Source organism: Oceanospirillum beijerinckii DSM 7166 (genome assembly GCF_000422425.1).
Taxonomy (GTDB): Bacteria; Pseudomonadota; Gammaproteobacteria; order Pseudomonadales; family Halomonadaceae; genus Oceanospirillum; species Oceanospirillum beijerinckii.
Genome location: NZ_AULT01000033.1, coordinates 38437 through 57550 on the forward strand (window position 1 = coordinate 38437; position 19114 = coordinate 57550).

Consider the following 19114-nt stretch of genomic DNA (forward strand, 5'->3'; position numbering starts at 1 on the left):
TCTCGCGGTGAAAAATCCCTAAATGAGACTAGGGATTAACTCTCAAATCCGCTAAGATATCGCCCCTTTTTTGCCCCCAAGCCATTTTTTTCAGAGGTGTACATGCTGCCTTATATCCCCGGACAACGTTGGATCAGTGACGCGGAAAGTGATTTAGGTTTAGGAACTATTCTGACCTGTGATGCCCGTAGTGTAACCGTACTGTTTCAAGCTTCCGGTGAAACCCGGGTTTACTCCACCCGCACTGCCCCCCTGACCCGCGTTGCTTTTGCTATTGGAGATCAGATTGAGCATCACGAAGGCTGGATGCTGACGGTCACAGAGGTAGAAGAGGATAACGGCCTGCTGGTCTATCTGGGCGTCAAACAGGATGGCACACCTGAAGAGATGAGCGAAGCGCTGCTCAACAACCATATTCGTTTCCATAAGGCTAAGGACCGTCTGTTAACCGGTCAGATCGACCGTAATGACTGGTTTAATCTGAGATACCGCACCCTGCTGGATCAGGATCGTCTGAATCACTCCACGATTCGTGGCCTGAGCGGTGCCCGTATGGCACTGATTCCACACCAGCTCTATATCGCACACTCCGTGGCCAGCCGTTATGCGCCACGGGTACTGCTGGCTGATGAAGTTGGCTTGGGGAAAACCGTTGAGGCTGGCCTGATTCTGCATCAGCAGTTACTGAGTGGCCGTGCAGAGCGTGTACTGATCGTGGTGCCGGAGTCGCTGCAAAACCAATGGCTGGTCGAGATGCTGCGTCGTTTCAATCTGAAGTTCAGCCTGTACGACTATGAACGTTGCGCTCAGTATCCAGGGCAGAACGCCTTTGAACAGGCGCAGCTGGTGATTTGTAGCCTGGAGCTACTGACCGACCACCCAGAGCTGCAGCAACAGGCCGTTGCTGCAGAATGGGATCTGCTGGTGGTGGATGAAGCCCACCACCTGGAGTGGAGCGAAGAGGCGCCCAGCCAAGCCTACACCTGTATTGAAAGCCTTGCTCTGGATACCCCAGGGCTGTTACTGCTGACTGCAACGCCTGAGCAGCTGGGCAAGGGTAGCCACTTTGCCCGCTTGCGCCTGTTAGATCCCGAGCGTTATAACAGCTTTGAGGAATTTGAGCAGGAAGAACAACAGTATCAACCCATTGCGCAGGCGCTGGAGATGCTGGATCAGGATACCCTGTCTGACACTGAAGTTGCTCAACTCAAAGAGCTGTTACCCGAGAGCGATGCCCAGGCACTGCTGGAGCTGCTGAGTCAGGCAGAAGCCGACGACGAACAGAAACAGTCCGCGCGCAGTCAGCTGCAGGATCAACTGTTGGATCGCCATGGTACGGGTCGGGTACTGTTCCGTAACACCCGTGATACGGTCACAGGCTTTAAACAGCGTGAGCTGCACACCTATGAGCTGGAACTGCCCTCTCAGTATCGTGCACCACTGAATACCGGTGGTTTTAAGGCCCACCTGGCACCGGAAAGCAGTCTGCCGGGTATTCTGCACGATACCTGGTGTGAGTTTGATCCGCGCTTTAACTGGTTACTGGATCACCTGCATGAAAACGATATCGATAAAACCCTGTTGATCTGTCACAGTGCGGAGTCGGCTCTGACATTATCCAATGCACTAAAAGAAGCCACAGGTATTCATGCTCCGGCTTTCCATGAAGGTCTGAGTATTCTGGAGCGTGATCGAGCGGCGGCCTGGTTTGCTGATCACGAAGCGGGTCCTCCGGTACTGATCTGTTCCGAGATCGGTAGTGAAGGCCGTAACTTCCAGTTTGCCCGTCACTTGGTGCTGTTTGATCTACCGGCTAACCCGGACCTGTTGGAGCAGCGTATCGGTCGTCTGGATCGTATTGGTCAGCAACACGATATTCAGATTCATGTACCTTATTTTGCCGGTACGGGGCAGGCGCATATGCTGCAATGGTACAACCAGGGACTGGATGCCTTTAGCGCCCCTTGCCCTGCTGGTTCTGCCCTGTTTGCCGAATTTGGTCAATCGCTGGAAGAAGCGATTCTGGCACAAAATGCCAGCGCCCTTGAAGCTCTGATGACACAAACCCAGCAACGTCGTGATGAGCTGAATGAAGCGATGCAGGCCGGTCGTGACCGCCTGCTGGAGCGTAACGCCTGCCGTCCACAGGCAGCGGCTGAACTGGTGAATGAGATTGAAGCCCAGGATGATCCAGAAGCGATGCAGCAGTGGCTGGAAACCGCACTGGATATCTTTGGTGTGAACAGTGAAGAAACCAGCCCAACCAGCTGGCACCTGACCCCAGGTGAACATATGCTGAACTCCGATCTGCCGGGTCTGGATCACGAGGATGGTTTCTCCATGACCACCCATCGTGATGTCGCTCTGGTACGTGAAGAGTTGCAGTTCTTCAGTCATGAGCATCCATTTGTGCAAACCCTGCAGGAGCAGATTGTGCAGGGTAGCCTAGGCAACAGCGCGGTCAGTATCTTTAAAACCAAGGCGCTGCCGGAAGGCACTCTGCTGCTGGAAGTGATCGCCAGCGTTCAATGCAGTGCGCCGAAACATCTACATATTGGCCGCTACCTGCCACCAAGCACGCTTCGCTTCCTACTGGATGAGCGTGGTAACAACCTGGCCGCCAAGGTGAGTTTTGAAGGTTTAGCGCCAAAACTGGATAAACTGAAAAAAGCGACCGCCCGTGAGGTTGTTAAATTGCGTCAGGAGCAGATTCGTACGCTGGCGGATAAAGCCGAAGAGCTGGCTAACGATCACCTGCCGACGATTATCGAGCAGGCACAGCTGAATATGCAGGCACTGCTCTATCCTGAATTGCAGCGTATCAAAGCGTTGCAAGAGGTGAATCCATCGGTGCGGGATATCGAAGTCAAGGCTCTGGAGATGGAGTATCTGTCGGTGGCTCAGGCATTAGAAAATGCCCGTATCAATATCGAAGGTATTCGTGTGATTATTGTGACGGCTTAATCTCTGATAAAAAAACGCCTGCTATTGCAGGCGTTTTTTATTCATTTAATGTTTTTGAAGTAAGCCCTCATTGTCTTCACTCAGGACTAGCCTTCTGTAGTAGGGGCTTGTTCAGCAGGTGGCTCATTAGAGCCTGCTTTAGCCTCATCAGTCTTAGCACCGTCAGAGCTAGCAGCCGCTTGCTTAGAACCATCCAGATCAAAACATAGGTTAGGCAAGAGCGCACTCATAGCGTCAAACTGTTTTTTGATCTGGGCCTGATGCTTCGCTTCAAGTTTATCGCTCCAGTAGAGTTCTACAGCTAAGCGCCATAATCGACGAAAGCGCCAACGTAACCCCTGAAGCAGATTGTGGATCTCTGACAGTTCTGCTTCGCTGCTATCTTCTGGATTGTCTTTGCTCCAGGTTAGCCATTCACTCAGGTGATCAGAGCCAAGCCCTGCCGAATCTTTGACCCAGTTTAATTGCGAAATGGTTTCGCTGACGCCTCGGGCAATTTTCACACGAGGGTAATGCCCTGCAATCTCATCCAGGTCTCTGATGCAATCGAACAGTCGTGCTATCTGGCTGTTTTCTTTTGCCACTGTTTCCAGTTCAACAGGCGTTTTCTCTTGAACGCTAAGCCGATCAGCTATATCCGGCTTTTTAAGTAATGCCAGCATGAACTCACTGGCACTGCCAAAGGTTCCCAAATTAATTTCCAGATAAGAGATCCACTCATGAGCGGACTTCTGTCCCCGCTCGGGGTCAAAATAGAGCTTAAACAGCTGATCACTCATACTCAGAATCTGAGCCAATTGATTCACTTGTTGGCTGGCTTTATAAGCTGGGTAACCCGAGCGGTCACAGCGCTCGTGATGATCGGCAACGGCATTGAGCATGTCGTCACTGTAAATATTGCGACTCTCCAGGATCATACGAGCCACAATCGGGTGTGTTTTTAAGGCTCGCCACTGTTGTTTCGTTAAATCCTGAGTGGCAGTAGCGGCTTCGACAGGGATATGCATTAGGCCAATATCGTGCGCCAAACCTGCAGAAAATGCAGAGAAATAGGTGTTGTAATGATGCCCCATCAGCTTGCACAGCAGAGGTACCAGCCAGCTGCAGAACAGGCTCCGCTGGTATACCAGAGGCATTACCCGGCTCATAACCGTTAGGCGCTGCAATATTTGGGACGGTATCGGCTTATTAAACAACAGTTGGCGCAGAGTGACTTCAAAGTCTGCATGGCTATGTAATAACCGCAGATCAGGTTCACTTTCAACCAGCTCTAAGGTCTGGTTCAGCACATCGTATACCGTCAAGGTATTGGCTACGACTATCGACTGATCCAGTTCTTTTTTTAGCTGATGGTGTATCAGGTGCCCGGCAACTCGTTTGGTAATAACAGAGCCTTTACTGAGCAGCAAAACCCCCTGATCGTTATAAATATCTTCCGATGCAGTGGTGGGATTAGTATCTTTAACCTCAGCCAGATGATTGACGTATTCGTCAGTCTGATTCGGTTGATAATCGCTGGTCTCTTCCGACATTCAGGCACCCTTAATGCACTGAACCCGGTTCAGTGTGTGTTTATGTCCTAACATGAATACAGCATGATAACAAAAACTAAGTATTTTCAAATATACAGAACACTGTCTAGGTGTAGAAATTACAGTCTGTTAAAGAATTTGTTGTAATGCAGGACGCAGTGTTTTGTATTGAAATTCAAAGCCATTTTGCAGTAAACGTTCAGGCACAACCCTGGCTCCGGTCAATAGCATCTCAGACATCTCACCAAAGACAAGGCGAAGAGTAAAGGCCGGCAGAGGCATCAACAGAGGTCTTTTTAATGTGCCTGCCAGGATTCGGCTGAAAGTCCCATTGCGTACAGGTGTTGGTGCTGTGCCATTAAAAGCCCCGCTCAGGTCTTCCCGTTGCATCAGAAAATAGATGATATTGAGCAGATCCTGGCGATGAATCCACGGCATATAGTGATTACCGTTACCCATACGTCCACCCAGTCCCATTTTAAAAGGCGGCAACAAGCGGGCTAATAGTCCTCCATCGGCTTCCAATACCAGACCTGTGCGCAGAATACAGACTCGTACCCCATGTTTTTCTGCCGCCATAGCTTCAGCCTCCCAGGCCAGGCACAAGCGATGGGCAAACTCATCGTGGCAACTGCTATCTTCAGATACCTTTTCACTGCCATGGGCGCCATAGTAGCCAATAGCAGAACCACTGATCATCACCCTGGGTTTATGATCGGCTTGCTCGATATAGCTCACCAGCTGGCGGGTGGGCCCTAAGCGGCTATTCATCAGCAACTGTTTGCGCTTCTCACTCCAGCGGGCATCAGCAATAGGTGCACCGGCCAGATTGATTACTGCATCCATCGCTTGGCCCAGCCAACCAAAAGGGTCAGTAGCAGCATTGACAGTATGCCCCAATACTTCATTAACCTGATCTGGACGTCGGCTTACTACGTATAGCGTATGGCCTTGGGTGATGAGCTGGCGACAGAGAGCCTTACCAATAAATCCTGTACCACCGGTAATCAAAATATGCATGATCTTCTCCCTTACAGCAGTCTCAAAACCGGAATAAATACAGCGTGCCTGTATTCAAGTATTATTCACAATAACTATTTTGTATAACTTTTTACGTCATCTATTTGCGAGCCGATTATGCAACAGCAAAAAAAAGTTCTTGTTCTACTGGCTCATGGCAGCCGTGACCCTCGTTGGCAGGAACCCTTTCATCAACTGACTCAACAGATTATTGAAAATCAGAGCAACCCGGTTTATCTGGCTTTTATGGAGCTGTGCTCGCCTAGTCTGGAAGAAGTTGTTGCACAGGTTGATAGTCAGCAATACCAACAGCTAGAGATTATTCCACTGTTTTTCTCGGCAGGTCGCCATTTGCGTCATGATGTACCTCAACAGATCGAAGAGCTGGCCCGGAAGTACCCGCAGCTGTCGATTCATCTGCAAGGCCCTATTGGACTGCATCCTAAAATGACTCAAACCCTGACTGAGTTGATTCAGGACATGTAAGCGTGAAAATAAAACTTGTACAAATTATTTTTTATGTACAATAATAAATTCAGCGCTTGGAGTGAGTAACGAACAAATCAGGCCAATACATGACCCATTTTGTCGAGGGACAGAGCCATGAATCAGACTGTTGAACAGTGGGATTTTCCACAACGTGATATTCAGATTGGCATTAGCCAATGCCTGTTAGGTGACAAGGTGCGTTTTGATGGCGGGCATAAGCAATCCCGCTTCTGCACCGATACTCTGGGCCAATTTGTGAACTTTGTACCGGTCTGCCCTGAGATGGGTACCGGTATGGGGACCCCCCGTGAAGCGATCCGTTTGGTTGATCGGGAAGAACTGGGCGTACGTGTTGAGGGCAATCGCACCGGAGATGACTATACCGAAGCCTTGACTCAATTTAGCGAACGGGCTGTGGAGCGCCTGCCCCATCTGGGCGGTTATATTCTGCTGGGCAAATCACCCAGCTGCGGCATGGAACGTGTAAAGGTCTATCGTACAAATGGTCATCTGTCGGATGTGCGTAGAAGTGGCGTCTTTGCTGAGAAACTACTGGAACGTTATCCGTCACTGCCGGTTGAAGAGGTGGGTCGCCTGAATGACCCTATCCTGAGGGAAAGCTTTTTAACCCGTGTTTTTGCCTACAGTACCTGGCAACAGATCCAGCAGGAAGGCATGACTCCGGGCAAGCTGATCGAGTTTCATACTCAGTACAAACCGATTCTGATGGCTCATAATCAACAGGGCTATCGGGACCTGGGCGCTTGGTTGGCGGGTGTAGATAAAGAAAATATTGAACAAAAAGCTGAACAGTATCTGCCGAAGTTTATGGCGATTCTGAAGCAACCCGCCAGCCGGAAAAATCATACCAATGTGCTGATGCATATGCAGGGCTACCTGAAACGCTTCCTGGCCAGTAGAGAACGCCGGTTATTGAGTCAGACTATCGACCAATATCGCACCGGAGCCCTGCCTCTGATTGCCCCGCTGGTACTGATGCGCCATCTGTTTCAGGTACATGGTTGTGATTATAGCGGTAACTATCGTTATCTATTTCCTTATCCAGAGCCTTTAGCGATTAATGAGCAGCCTTGAGTACTCAACAAATAGTTTTTAGCGATTAATGAGTAGCCTGGAGCGCTTTATTCAGTTTCCTGACTGAATACCCAATAACTGCAATACATACGCTGCCAAGGTCATAGGCAGTGCAAAAAATAAAATGCCAAAGAAAAAAGTGCCAGAGGACAAAGAGTAAGCCTGCGCGATCACTCTGCTTCTGGCTACTCCTGCACAAAGATAAGAAAGAGCCGTATTCCTATGACTGAATCCGCGATCGAAATACCCGAAACTCCTGCGCCACAATCCAGTATGCCGATTCGGGATGTGGCGGAAAAAACCGGAGTCAATCCGGTAACCCTGAGGGCCTGGGAGCGCCGATACGGTTTATTAACGCCACTCAGAACCCCCAAAGGACACCGCCTGTACCGCCAGAAAGATGTAGAACGTATTATTCAGATCCAACAGTGGTTGAATCGTGGCGTTGCGGTGAGTCAGGTAAAGCCCTTGTTGGAAGACACTCAGTCTCTGACCCAGGCCCCGTCAGACAGCAGCGATTCAACAACCGATTGGCAGCCAACGCTGAATGAGGCTTGCTCAGCGTTACTACACGGTCAGATATCGCGCTTTGACCAAACCGTTAATCAGATTGGCGCAATTTATCCGGTTTCACTCTTGGTGCGCTTTTTTTGGCTACCACTAATGGATTGGCTGAACCAGCAAAGTGATAGCGAGCGGCGCATGCTGGCTGAAACACAGCTGGAGGGCTATCTGCGCAGTCGCGCCGGTGCCCGTATGCTGCATCGACAGCCTCCTGGTCAGCAGCAGCACAAGCTTTTGATTACACAACGGCCTTCACAGCAACCGCAAATTCTGCCCTGGCTGGCAGTGCTGGCGTGTATCGATCGCAACATTCCAGTCATTACCCTGGAGCAGTTACCCAGCTGGTCATTACTGCATCTGATGTCGGAGCAGCAAGCAATCTCAGGGCTACTGCTTTTTAGCAATGACAGACTACCTAAACTGAAAGCCCGCGAACAGCAACAGGTTAATAGCCTGTCCTTTCCTTGCTATCTATCAGGCCCTGCCAGTGCATTGCCGCAGGAGCAACTGACGGATAAACAATGGCGTGTGGATTCCGATTGGTTAACTGTATTGGAACAGCTGAAACTAAGCTGAGGCTGGAGCAATCCAAGCATAGGATATTTTTATGACTCATCACCCCCAACGTATTTTAGTTTGGTTTCGCTCCGATCTAAGAGTGCATGACAACCCCGCACTGTGGAGTGCATATCAGGCCCTGATTGATGTCAGGCAACAGGGCTTGCACAATGCTGAGTTAATCGCTTGCTTTCTTCGCCCACAACGGCAGTGGCAGCAGCACGACTGGGGGTATAATAAGCAGCGTTTTGTTGAGCGCTGTTTATTGGACCTGAAACAGTGTCTGGCAGAATATAATATCCCTTTGTTAACACTGGACTGTGACGACTTTCAGTGTCAGCAAGCACTGCTCATTCAGCTGTGTCAGCAGTTGAACTGTAAGCATATTTTTGCCAATGAAGAGCCGGAGTTTAATGAGCGCCAGCGTGATTATCAGTTGGAGCAGCAGGCCTTAAATCTGGATATTCACTGCCAGTTCTTCCATGATCAAAGCCTGATTCCCATGGGCCAATTGCTGAAAAATGATGGTACACCTTATCGGGTCTACTCCGCTTTTCGTAAACGAGCACTGCAATCTCTGGAACAGAACCCGGTGCAACTCGTTTCCAGTATCCCGAAAGAAGCAGTTAACCCAGCCACCTCTAATATAGACGCGCCTAACCCCACTGCATCAATCAGACAATCGAGCGCTTTGCCACTGGAGCAACAGCTGATACAAACGCTAGAAAATGCAGGACAAGCAAGTAGTTATACTGGTAATAATCACAATGAGGTTAGCAACCAGATACAGTGCTACCGCTTTTTCCAGCCTCAGGCTTATTCATCCGATCCGATACAACAGCAGTGGCCTTGTTCTGAACGACAGGCGATTACTCAGCTGAATCAATTCTGCCAGGATGGTATCGGGCGCTATGCCCACAGCCGGGATATTCCCTCTGATCGATCAGGAACCAGTCAGCTGTCGGCTCTGCAAGCCGCCGGTAAACTATCCATGAAACTGTGCTGGCAAGAAACTCTGAGAGTACTGGTGACCGAGCCGGGCAGTGCGGAATCTGCCGGACGCTGGCGGGATGAACTGCTATGGCGGGAATTTTACCGCCATCTGCTGGTGCTGTATCCCCAGCTGTGTCGTTATCAACCTTTTAAGACTCAGACCCAAGCCCTTGTCTGGCGGGATGATCAGGAAGGCTTAGAACGTTGGCAACAAGGTAAAACCGGATTTCCGCTAGTGGATGCGGCCATGAGGCAACTGCTGGAGACCGGCTGGATGCATAACCGCCTGCGTATGCTAACGGCGGTATTTCTGAGTAAATATCTATTGATCGATTGGCGACACGGCGAACGCTGGTTTATGCAGCATCTGGTGGACGGTGATCTGGCGTCGAATAATGGCGGTTGGCAGTGGGCGGCCTCAACAGGCACCGATGCGGTGCCCTATTTCCGTTTATTGAGCCCTTATCGACAGGCGGAACGCTTTGATGCTAAGGGCACGTTTATCGCGCGCTATGTGCCAGAGCTGGAAAAACTGCCTGCTAAGCAGAGAATTCAGCCCAAAGGTTATGTGCAGGGCTATCCCTCACCTATGGTAGACCTTTCGGAAGCACGTGAGCGTATGTTAAGCGCTTTTAAGGCGTTATAAGAGCCATCAAAAACCATTAAATTAAAGCAGATCAGCACACTGGTCTGCTTTAGTTCAATGGTGTCCAGTTGTCGCTCTATCTAGCCTTTACCCTGGTTCAGTGCTTTTAGCAGGGAGTCCAGTTCGGCAATCTCTGCCGCCAGGCGATGATTAGACTCTGCCGATGCCTGAGACACCTCTTGAGTGCCGTGAGCCAGATCCCGTAACTGGCCGATATTGTCATCCATCTCATCCGTGGCTTTAACCTGAGCGGAGACTTGCTGAGCAATACGATCACTGCGTTCAGTTGCTGCCAGTACGGCATCAACAACGGATTGCAGGGTATCACCGGCCTTCACAATGCGATCCGCACTGTCCTGAGCCTTCTGCTGACTGGTCTCCATCTGCTGCACCGACTCTGCCACCAGTTGGCGAATACGCTCAATACGCTCAACAATCTGTACAGTGGCACCCTGGGTTTTCACCGCTAAATTACGCACCTCGTCGGCAACTACCGCAAAGCCCCGGCCTTGTTCGCCAGCACGGGCCGCTTCAATGGCCGCATTCAGTGCCAGCAGATTGGTTTGATCAGCAATATCAGTAATCATCTGTACAGTATCAGCGACCTGATCCGATTCATCCTGCAGCACCTGAATAGACTCTGCCGCCTGGGCTACCGCCTGACTGACCTCACTGACCTGGTCAACCCCCACCTGGACCGCCTGACGCCCCTCGTTAGCCTGGTTTTCCACTGAATGCATCAGCTCATTAATCTCTTGCAGCTCAGTTTCTACCTGATGGAAACCTTCGCTCACTTGATGAGCACCAGAAACCAATCCATCCAATTCCAGTTCCTGTCTGACCATCGCCTGAGCAAAAGCACTCATCTGCACCTCCGCCTGTTGTGCCACATCCGCCAGGCCTTTACTGGCTTCATCGATCCGGCCTGTGAAGGTCCGGATCTGGGACTGTTGCATCGTGACGGCCAGATCAATAGCCCCAATTTCATCCATGCGGCCTGCATAGATCTGTTGTGTCACCGGATTATCGATAATCGATAGTGCCCGACAGTACAGACGCTTCAACGGTTGTAACTGCAGGTTTTGCCAAGCTAAAGCTGCGAAGCCTAAGAGCCCGATGGCAAAAGCCAGCAGGTTCTTATCATCAATAAAGAATACGCATAACAGCGATAGCAGCGTCATAAGCAGCGTTGCGGCTAATGTCTGTGTAAACGCCGAGCGACGTTTTTTCGGACCGGTTTGTTTGCCCTTATTGATTGCCTGATAAACGGACTCGGCACGCCGCACCAGCTCGGAATCGGGCTTGGCGCGAACAGATTGATACCCTACCACCTGGTCACCCTTAAACACGGGGGCAACATAGGCATCGACCCAGTAATAGTCACCGTTGATCGCACGATTTTTTACCGCACCAATCCAGGACTCGCCCTGCTTGATGCGGGACCATAAGTCCGCAAAGGCCAGAGGCGGCATATCCGGGTGTCGGACAATATTATGGTTTTTACCTAACAACGCATCACGGTCAAAACCACTGATCTGACAAAACTCATCATTGGCAAAGGTGGTAATCCCCTTCAGATCAGTCGTGGATACCAGACGGGCATCATCACTTAAACGACGTTCGTTTTCTGTAATAGGCAGATTCTTCTTCATGCTTATCCTATTGCCGCCCCTGATGCACTCATCTCTATCCTAATTGACCACGGTTATCAGCCGCTCAGGATCATCGCTATTTAAACACGTAGAGTAGTGAGCATCGCACTCAAAGAGCCAAAGTTTTCGCAATTGTTAAAAATAGGTATCAGCTTACCTAGGTGCAGGTTTCTGCGCCAGACTGCAGAAAGTTGAATTTGCGACAAAATTCAACCTCCCAGTCAGTCGTAGACAGATAATAACGCCCTTCAGATGGCTAATATCGGCCTATCAACCGATTTATTGACCTCGCAAACGTGCAATATAGCCTCACAAGATTTAGACTATGCCGGATTATTTCAAACAGAAAACACATAACAAACACTGGATTTTTTCTGTGACCAAGCAAAATTCGTACAACCGTGAAGAGTTGCTGCAATGCAGCCAGGGGGAGCTGTTTGGCCCGGGTAATGCTCAGTTACCGGCACCAAATATGCTCATGCTAGACCGTATTGTCAGCATCACCAATGATGGTGGTGAGCATGGCAAAGGCGAGATTATCGCAGAGCTGGATATCACTCCGGATCTGTGGTTCTTCGACTGCCACTTCCCTGGCGACCCTGTCATGCCAGGCTGTCTTGGCCTGGATGCGATGTGGCAGCTGGTTGGCTTTTTCCTTGGCTGGGTGGGCAATCCAGGCAAAGGACGCGCCTTGGGCAGCGGTGAAGTGAAATTCACTGGCCAGATTCTGCCGACCGCAAAAAAAGTGACTTACAAGATTACGATGAAGCGTGTGATCTCCCGCAAACTGTGCCTGGGCATTGCCGACGGCTCCGTTTCTGTTGACGGTCGTGAGATTTACACTGCCAAAGATCTGCGTGTAGGTCTGTTTACCTCAACAGACAGTTTCTAAATTTCAGAGGACATATCATGAGACGAGTAGTTGTAACCGGTATGGGCATTGTGTCCTGTCTGGGTAATGACATTGCCTCCGTTCTGGACTCCCTGCGTCAGGGCCGCTCTGGTATCAAGTTTAACGAAGAATACAAAGAGCGCGGTTTCCGCAGCCACGTTTCCGGTTCTGTAGATATCAATCTGGATGAACTGATCGACCGTAAGCTGAAACGCTTTATGGGTGATGCCGCTGGTTACGCTTATCTGTCCATGCAACAGGCAATTGAAGACTCTGGTCTGACTGAAGAGCAGGTTTCTAACGTACGCACCGGCTTAATTGCAGGCTCCGGCGGTGCATCTTCTGCCGATCAGGTTGAAGCCGCCGATATTCTGCGTGAAAAAGGTCTGCGTCGAGTGGGGCCATACCGTGTGACCCGCACCATGGGCAGTACCGTGTCTGCTTGTCTGGCCACGCCATTCAAGATCAAGGGCGTAAACTACTCGATCTCATCCGCCTGTGCCACCAGTGCTCACTGTATTGGTGCTGGTGTTGAGCAGATCCAACTGGGTAAACAGGACATCATCTTTGCCGGTGGCGGTGAAGAAGAGCACTGGACCCTGAGCTGCCTGTTTGGTGCCATGGGCGCGCTGTCGACTAAATACAACGAGACGCCTGACAAGGCCTCCCGTGCCTACGATGCTAACCGTGATGGTTTCGTGATCGCAGGCGGTGGCGGTATGCTGGTTCTGGAAGAGCTGGAACACGCTAAAGCCCGTGGTGCCAAAATCTACGCTGAAGTCGTTGGTTACGGTGCAACGTCTGACGGTTATGACATGGTTGCCCCTTCCGGTGAAGGCGCACAACGTTGTATGGAACAGGCGCTGTCTACGGTTGAAGGCGGTGTTGACTACATCAATACTCACGGCACCTCAACCCCTGTGGGTGATGTTGCCGAGCTGAAAGCGGTACGTGCCGTATTTGGTGACAACAGCCCTGCGATGAGTTCCACTAAATCCCTGACCGGTCACTCTCTGGGTGCCACCGGTGTACAGGAAGCGATCTACAGCCTGCTGATGATGGAAAATGATTTCATCACTGCATCGGCTAACGTTGAAGAGCTGGACGAACAGGCCGAAGGCCTGGATATCGTGACGGAACTGCGTGAAGGTGTGAAACTGAACCGCGTGATGTCGAACAGCTTTGGTTTTGGTGGTACCAACGCCACTCTGATCATGCAGCGTTACGAAGACTAAGTGATCCGGTGACTCAAGTGTGCGGGCTTCTTAAGAGCCCAGATGCCTGAAGACACAAAAAAGCCCTCTGCTATTCAGAGGGCTTTTTTATTCACTTAAATCTTTACGCTTAACTATATTGAAATGCATCAAGCATCGGGATAGCGTTCATTAATCTCCAGCATGGTATCGATATTGGCGATAAACAGATCAACGAGTTCAGGATCAAAATGTTTGCCTTTCTCAGACTCGATGACTTTCAATACTTCTCCCAGCGGCCAGGCTTCTTTATAACAGCGCTTATGAATTAAAGCATCAAACACATCTGCGATGGCGACGATACGGGCATAGAGGTGAATATCTTCTCCCTTCAGCCCATTGGGATAACCTGAGCCATCAAAGCGTTCATGATGTTGTTCCGCAATGATAGCTGCAGCATAGAGCAGGGGGCGCTCAGAGCCCGCTAAGATTTCAGCGCCCAGATGAGCATGAGAGCGCATTACATCCCACTCTTTATCATCCAGCTTACCCGGTTTTAGCAGTACGGAATCAGGAATAGCGATCTTCCCCAAATCATGCATTGGTGATGCTTTTCTCAACAGCTCTGCATCATACTCATCCAAACCGGCAACCTTGCCTAAGGCATAACTGAACTCAGCCATACGCACCACATGGTTGGCGGCCTCCTTTGAACGGTTCTCTACTACATCCCCCAGGCGATGGATCAGCTCTGCCTGAGTATCTTCGATCTCTTTATCCAGCAGTAGGTTTTCAAAGGCGATGCTGACATTGGTAGAGAAAATATCCAGCAGCTGCTGATCCAGCTCATCAATATCATATACACCTTGAATATAAAGCAGGGTAACCTTGTCCTGCTTACTGGGGAAATAACCAATAAAGCAACCGTTTACTACCTGACTACGTTGACTGCTTAAGGCAACCTGGATACCGCTGACCACATCCTGCGGCATCTCTGACAACCCTAACAGGGAACCACTGGCAGCCAGAATATCCAACTTGTTGGCTACCAGGTCCTGCATACCTGAGATACCATCCACCTGAAGCAGGACACTGTCTTCACTCATATGCAGCAAAGAAGCGATCTGCAGTAACAGACCACTGGCAAACTCTTTTAGTGAGCGTTGTTCAAACAGATTGGCTGAGGCATGAAGCACCCGTTCCAGGCCCTGACGGCTGCGTTCCTGATAACGACGGGCTTTATCGACTAATTGAATATCACGGTAGGCTCTTAATGCCGCATAGGTCGTCGCGAATAGCTTGTTGTTGTCCAGCTCGGTTTTTTCTTTGTAATCGTTGATATCGTATTCAACAATGACCCGGCTTTCAGGCGCCTGCCCCGGCTGACCTGTGCGCAACACAATACGACTGAACTGGTTTTTCAGCTCCTCACGTACGTACTTAGCCACCAACAGGCCCGCATCATCAGTTTCCATCACCACGTCCAGAAAGATAATGGCAATATCATCGTGTTGTGCCATAACCTCTTTGGCTTCCTGGCCGGAATAGGCATGCAGAAAGGAAAGCCCCCCGATCATTAAGACGGAACTTACGCAGCGCCATTTTGGTCACTGAGTGGATATCGGGTTCATCATCCACAATCAGAACCTTCCATGGTGGCAGGCTGTCCACCACGGTGGCTGTATCGTCCTGTTTAAACAACATGCATACTTCCTCAAGCCGCCCCTTTACCTAAGCACTCACACAAAAATTTCTCTTTAGCAGATGGCTTCATTCTTCAGCCGTTGGCCGAAAAATATCAAAATATTTTTGTGTAAGTATGTATATAAACGTATAACTCAGAACCCTCGCTCTTGCCACCTTTAAGCCATCGTTTTCACAATACAAACGACAATACCAAGGGCAGCGTTAATACACTGGCAAAATTCCCCAGTAATACGATAGATGCGACACGGGCAGGCTCCTGAGCATACTGTTCTGCCACCATATAGTTTAAAACAGCCGGTGGCAATGCACTGAAAACTAACAAGATTGCCCACTGCTGTGCATCAAATTCCCAGATCATGCCTGAGAGCCAGGCCATCAATAAGCCTGATAGAGGGCACAGAATGGCACCTGTTAGCCCGATCCGCCAATCCGACAAGTCCACCGATAACAGGCGAACACCAAGAGTAAACAGCATCAGCGGGATTGAGATCTGTCCCAGCATCTCCATTGGAATCGCAATAGGCTCCGGTAGGGTCCAGCCCATAAAGCTAAAGATAAAACCCAGTATCGTGGCCTGCACTACCGGCATTTTCAACAATGCAGAAAATTTGGTTTTATGATCCAGAATATACAGGCCGATACTGAAATGCAGCAGCATCTCAACAATAAACACCATCACCGCTGCAGGTAGAGCTGCTTCACCAAAAGCCAGTACGATCAAGGGAATACCCATATTCCCCGTATTATTGAACATCATGGGAGGCAGAAAGGTTTTTGGGTCCCAGCCGAGCAGCTTTACCAGCGGGAACAACACCAGACCGGAACCGAGCACGACAACTCCGGCAGCCAGTGCCAGATCCTGATAAGCCACCAGGTCAAAGGATTTATCTGCCAGCACTGCAAACACCAATGCTGGTACAAACACATCCATATTCATACGGTTGGCAACTGAAATATCCGTACTTTTCCAGCGACCATAAAATGCACCTATAGCCACCACAACAAACAACGGAAAAACCGTTACCAGTAATTTTTCCACAAGCATCTGTTTTCTTCCTTACTTCCCGCGGTGGATAAAACATGGGGAGCCTGAAGCTCCCCTAATAGTACAAGAACGAACAGTATCGACTTATAAAACTTCTAGAATTAGTGAAATGATTAAAGTCGGGGGGAGGAGTTAGTTGTTTGGTACCAGTAATACAGGTACTTTAGTATGCAGGCTGACCTGTTGTGCAGTATTGCCCATCAGTTTTTGACCAAACATACCATGATGGCTGTGTGAGCCGATGACGATCATATCGGCGCCTACTTCTTTTGCCGTATCCAGGATCAGTTCCTCTGGGTTGGCTTCTTCAACCACAATATCGACAGTGAGTTGATCCACATCAGGCAGGCCTTGCAGCTCTTCATCACGAAAGGCCTGTACGCGCTCCTGCATAACACTCTGAATACGTGCCATACCACTGCTGTGAATCTCTTCCAGCGTCTCTTTTGGCAGGTAGTGTTCAATAATAGCATGACCAAACTCGCTCACCGGCTCCAGGGCATGCACCATAACGATACGGGCGTTATAGGTACGGGCCAGGTTAACCGCATGACGAAATACAGGTCGGGTGTTTTTGCCTAAAGTGGTGGCATAAACAATGGTGTTGATCTCCGGAAGCATGGTTCACCTTCTCTTTTCCTTCTTCCTGATTGAATATCAGGAACACAAAATCAAATACGTAAAGTCTGCAGTCTGCCAGAACTCGATTTAAGCTCTGACCGCCACTTTCCTGATGGGAACGGTAAGGACTTCTTTCTACCGCGATAGGGAAGGCAATGCAATGCCTTCCCTATCGTGGCTAGATCTGGAAGCGCTTGGTTAATCGTTCCAACTGGTCTGCGCGCTCATGTACCGCCTGACTGGCAGAGACAATCTGTCCGGTTGCCTGGTGATTATGGTCAATCTCATGGGAGATCTGATCCATATCCTGTGCCATCTGACGGGTGGTTTGGGCTACTTCGCGTACCGCATTCATAATTTCTTCGGTCTGATCGGCTGCATCCTGGGTCTGCAATTCAATATCGCGCACCGCATTCACCGCCTGATCGCCCAGTAAACGTCCCTGCTCGACACGATCCCGGCTTCTTTGCATCGATTCAATCACCTGACGGGTATCCTGCTGAATCGCCTCAACCTTCTGAGTGATATCGCTGGTCGCTTTTACGGTTTGCTCCGCCAGGGTGCGCACCTCATCGGCCACAACCGCAAAACCACGTCCGGCTTCACCAGCACGGGCGGCTTCAATGGCTGCGTTCAGTGCCAGCAGGTTAGTCTGCTCCGCCACGCCAACAATCAGATCGATTACCACATCGATCTCTTTTGAGCGTGCACCCAGCTGCTCAACGGATTGACTGGTTTCGTCTACGACCTCAGCTACATCGGCCAGAGCCTGAATCGCCTGGCTGATCACCTGAGCACCCTGATGAGCGGTCTTAAAGGCATTTTTCGCCGAATCACTCACATGCTGAGTCGTTTCCGCCACCTGATCTGCCGTTGCGCTGATCTCTTCCGTTGCGGCTACCAGGGAGCTGCTGCGCTCACTGATCAGCTGACTGCCACTGACGATCTGCTGTACGGAGTGACCCATGGAGTCAGCCGTCTCTACCAAGTCATGGTTGCTTTGCTTCAGGTGGCCGATCACATCACGCAGACCCTCGGTCATGGTGTTGGTGGCTTTAGCTAACTGATTAAACTCATCCTGCTCATTGCCATTATCACGACAGCGGGTGGTCAGATTGCCCCGGGCTACTTCATTCAGTGCGGCTAATGCCTGCTTCATATTGCGAGCAATAGACATCGCCACTGAAGCTACAATCAGGCCCACGATAATTGCCAGACCCGCGCTACCGATCAGAATTGAAGTCCGCGCAGAAGACGCTTCCTGTTGAGCATGTTTCTGCGCTTCCACCAGCAGCGTTCCCTGCAGGTATTGTGCACTGTTTTGCATCAGTTCCGAGACCTGTTGTCTGGACTGTGCCAATTCAGCGTCCAGTGCCGCTAACTGCTGCCTCAGCTCGATCATCTGCTTCAACACAACTTCGTACTTATCGACAAAAGCAAAAAAGATATCGTCAAAGCCCATCGCCCGAATATCGCTTCTCAGCTGATCCAGACTCGCCTGAACAGATTTTTTGTGCTCTTCGTCAGGATAGATCAGAAACTCTTTCTCGTTCGCCCGCACCTCACGCAAGCGTGCAGCAAACGAACGAAATACCTCAAGCTCGGCTAGAAGTGCAGCCGCTTCTTTTTCCACCTGCAAAAAGACACCGGTATCAGAGCTGAGTCCCAACTGTTTACGCACTTCCACCCAATTGGCCAACTGCTGGAGATAAGGCTCCAGCGCGGTACGGTTTTCAGCCAGCATACCCTGTGCTTTCTGGTCCCCTGCTTTGGACTCTACCTCTGCCAGCTGATTGACTGCGTTCTGCTGTAACTCGGCCAGGGCACTATCGATCTGCCCGATAGTATCCGGAGTGGCCGCTTCTCTCTGTTTCTCAAACTGCAATATTCTCACTTCCAGGTTGCCTACCACCTGAGTCACATGACCCAGTTGGCTGACATGCTCGGAAGCCGTCACCAGTCCCGACAGGCTCAGGATGGCGTACCACCCCATAGCACCAAATCCCAGAACGACGACCAGTACAATTGCAATCAGTTTTTGACGTAATGAGAGCTTTAAACTCATTGTCAGGGCTCCTCAAGCCTCATTAGAGGCGGATTGTTTTTGTTATATAAAGTGGCTCACCCTGTCGAGCCTATGACA

General features: G+C 50.3%; 15 protein-coding genes. 7 read left to right on the forward strand and 8 right to left on the reverse strand.

Annotation, left to right across the window (positions count from 1 at the left end; all coding sequences use genetic code 11):
- Nucleotides 1–102: 102 nt before the first annotated feature.
- Nucleotides 103–2964 carry an RNA polymerase-associated protein RapA gene (gene rapA, locus H579_RS0110990; RefSeq protein ID WP_051227542.1) on the forward strand — a complete coding sequence of 954 codons (2862 nt, stop codon included), beginning with the start codon at nucleotides 103–105 and terminating at the stop codon, nucleotides 2962–2964.
- Nucleotides 2965–3050: 86 nt separating this feature from the next.
- Here the strand turns inward: rapA and H579_RS0110995 are convergent, their stop codons facing one another.
- Nucleotides 3051–4496, reverse strand: coding sequence for an HD-GYP domain-containing protein (locus H579_RS0110995; protein WP_028300724.1), 1446 nt, complete (start codon nucleotides 4494–4496; stop codon nucleotides 3051–3053).
- 129 nt (nucleotides 4497–4625) lie between these two features.
- The gene (locus tag H579_RS0111000; RefSeq protein WP_028300725.1) at nucleotides 4626–5516 is read right to left on the reverse strand and encodes a TIGR01777 family oxidoreductase; all 891 of its coding nucleotides are present in this window, start codon (nucleotides 5514–5516) and stop codon (nucleotides 4626–4628) included.
- 117 nt (nucleotides 5517–5633) lie between these two features.
- On the opposite strand from H579_RS0111000, the gene H579_RS0111005 reads away from it, so the two are divergent.
- From H579_RS0111005 to H579_RS0111020, 4 genes are all read left to right on the forward strand, one after another.
- Nucleotides 5634–6002 carry a sirohydrochlorin chelatase gene (locus H579_RS0111005; protein WP_036566086.1) on the forward strand — a complete coding sequence of 123 codons (369 nt, stop codon included), beginning with the start codon at nucleotides 5634–5636 and terminating at the stop codon, nucleotides 6000–6002.
- 117 nt (nucleotides 6003–6119) lie between these two features.
- Nucleotides 6120–7100 carry a YbgA family protein gene (locus H579_RS0111010; RefSeq protein ID WP_036566089.1) on the forward strand — a complete coding sequence of 327 codons (981 nt, stop codon included), beginning with the start codon at nucleotides 6120–6122 and terminating at the stop codon, nucleotides 7098–7100.
- 222 nt (nucleotides 7101–7322) lie between these two features.
- The gene (locus H579_RS27865) at nucleotides 7323–8240 is read left to right on the forward strand and encodes a MerR family transcriptional regulator (RefSeq protein ID WP_051227543.1); all 918 of its coding nucleotides are present in this window, start codon (nucleotides 7323–7325) and stop codon (nucleotides 8238–8240) included.
- Nucleotides 8241–8271: 31 nt separating this feature from the next.
- Entirely contained in the window at nucleotides 8272–9861 is a 1590-nt protein-coding gene (locus H579_RS0111020) for a cryptochrome/photolyase family protein (RefSeq protein WP_028300728.1), read from the forward strand.
- An 80-nt stretch (nucleotides 9862–9941) separates the two neighbouring features.
- Here H579_RS0111020 and H579_RS0111025 read toward each other — a convergent pair whose 3' ends face one another.
- A complete protein-coding gene (locus tag H579_RS0111025) occupies nucleotides 9942–11513 on the reverse strand; it encodes a methyl-accepting chemotaxis protein (RefSeq protein ID WP_028300729.1) in 1572 nt (523 codons plus the stop codon).
- A 376-nt stretch (nucleotides 11514–11889) separates the two neighbouring features.
- Between H579_RS0111025 and fabA the strand changes: the two genes are divergently transcribed.
- Nucleotides 11890–12405, forward strand: a complete 516-nt coding sequence (gene fabA / locus H579_RS0111030) for a 3-hydroxyacyl-[acyl-carrier-protein] dehydratase FabA (protein ID WP_028300730.1) — start codon at nucleotides 11890–11892, stop codon at nucleotides 12403–12405.
- A gap of 17 nt (nucleotides 12406–12422) precedes the next feature.
- Nucleotides 12423–13640, forward strand: coding sequence for a beta-ketoacyl-ACP synthase I (fabB, locus tag H579_RS0111035; RefSeq protein WP_028300731.1), 1218 nt, complete (start codon nucleotides 12423–12425; stop codon nucleotides 13638–13640).
- A gap of 128 nt (nucleotides 13641–13768) precedes the next feature.
- On the opposite strand, the gene H579_RS25320 is transcribed toward fabB, so the two are convergent.
- The 5 genes from H579_RS25320 to H579_RS0111055 form a co-directional block, all read right to left on the reverse strand.
- The gene (locus H579_RS25320) at nucleotides 13769–15118 is read right to left on the reverse strand and encodes a DUF3369 domain-containing protein (RefSeq protein ID WP_211224707.1); all 1350 of its coding nucleotides are present in this window, start codon (nucleotides 15116–15118) and stop codon (nucleotides 13769–13771) included.
- Entirely contained in the window at nucleotides 15102–15302 is a 201-nt protein-coding gene (locus H579_RS29455) for a hypothetical protein (RefSeq protein ID WP_211224708.1), read from the reverse strand. The genes H579_RS25320 and H579_RS29455 overlap by 17 nt, the downstream gene beginning before the upstream one ends.
- Before the next feature lie 172 nt (nucleotides 15303–15474).
- A complete protein-coding gene (locus H579_RS0111045; protein WP_028300732.1) occupies nucleotides 15475–16350 on the reverse strand; it encodes an AEC family transporter in 876 nt (291 codons plus the stop codon).
- Between the two features lie 132 nt (nucleotides 16351–16482).
- A complete protein-coding gene (locus H579_RS0111050; RefSeq protein WP_028300733.1) occupies nucleotides 16483–16971 on the reverse strand; it encodes a universal stress protein in 489 nt (162 codons plus the stop codon).
- Between the two features lie 178 nt (nucleotides 16972–17149).
- Complete coding sequence (locus H579_RS0111055; protein ID WP_028300734.1) at nucleotides 17150–19036, reverse strand: methyl-accepting chemotaxis protein; 1887 nt, start codon at nucleotides 19034–19036, stop codon at nucleotides 17150–17152.
- Between the last annotated feature and the right edge of the window lie 78 nt (nucleotides 19037–19114).

Excerpts from the sequence above, each read along its gene's own strand:
- rapA (WP_051227542.1), top strand. The coding sequence starts at position 103 with ATGCTGCCTTATATCCCCGGACAACGTTGGATCAGTGACGCGGAAAGT.
- H579_RS0110995 (WP_028300724.1), bottom strand. The coding sequence starts at position 4,496 with ATGTCGGAAGAGACCAGCGATTATCAACCGAATCAGACTGACGAATAC.
- H579_RS0111000 (WP_028300725.1), bottom strand. The coding sequence starts at position 5,516 with ATGCATATTTTGATTACCGGTGGTACAGGATTTATTGGTAAGGCTCTC.
- H579_RS0111005 (WP_036566086.1), top strand. The coding sequence starts at position 5,634 with ATGCAACAGCAAAAAAAAGTTCTTGTTCTACTGGCTCATGGCAGCCGT.
- H579_RS0111010 (WP_036566089.1), top strand. The coding sequence starts at position 6,120 with ATGAATCAGACTGTTGAACAGTGGGATTTTCCACAACGTGATATTCAG.
- H579_RS27865 (WP_051227543.1), top strand. The coding sequence starts at position 7,323 with ATGACTGAATCCGCGATCGAAATACCCGAAACTCCTGCGCCACAATCC.
- H579_RS0111020 (WP_028300728.1), top strand. The coding sequence starts at position 8,272 with ATGACTCATCACCCCCAACGTATTTTAGTTTGGTTTCGCTCCGATCTA.
- H579_RS0111025 (WP_028300729.1), bottom strand. The coding sequence starts at position 11,513 with ATGAAGAAGAATCTGCCTATTACAGAAAACGAACGTCGTTTAAGTGAT.
- fabB (WP_028300731.1), top strand. The coding sequence starts at position 12,423 with ATGAGACGAGTAGTTGTAACCGGTATGGGCATTGTGTCCTGTCTGGGT.
- H579_RS25320 (WP_211224707.1), bottom strand. The coding sequence starts at position 15,118 with ATGGCACAACACGATGATATTGCCATTATCTTTCTGGACGTGGTGATG.
- H579_RS29455 (WP_211224708.1), bottom strand. The coding sequence starts at position 15,302 with ATGTTGTTTAAACAGGACGATACAGCCACCGTGGTGGACAGCCTGCCA.
- H579_RS0111045 (WP_028300732.1), bottom strand. The coding sequence starts at position 16,350 with ATGCTTGTGGAAAAATTACTGGTAACGGTTTTTCCGTTGTTTGTTGTG.
- H579_RS0111050 (WP_028300733.1), bottom strand. The coding sequence starts at position 16,971 with ATGCTTCCGGAGATCAACACCATTGTTTATGCCACCACTTTAGGCAAA.
- H579_RS0111055 (WP_028300734.1), bottom strand. The coding sequence starts at position 19,036 with ATGAGTTTAAAGCTCTCATTACGTCAAAAACTGATTGCAATTGTACTG.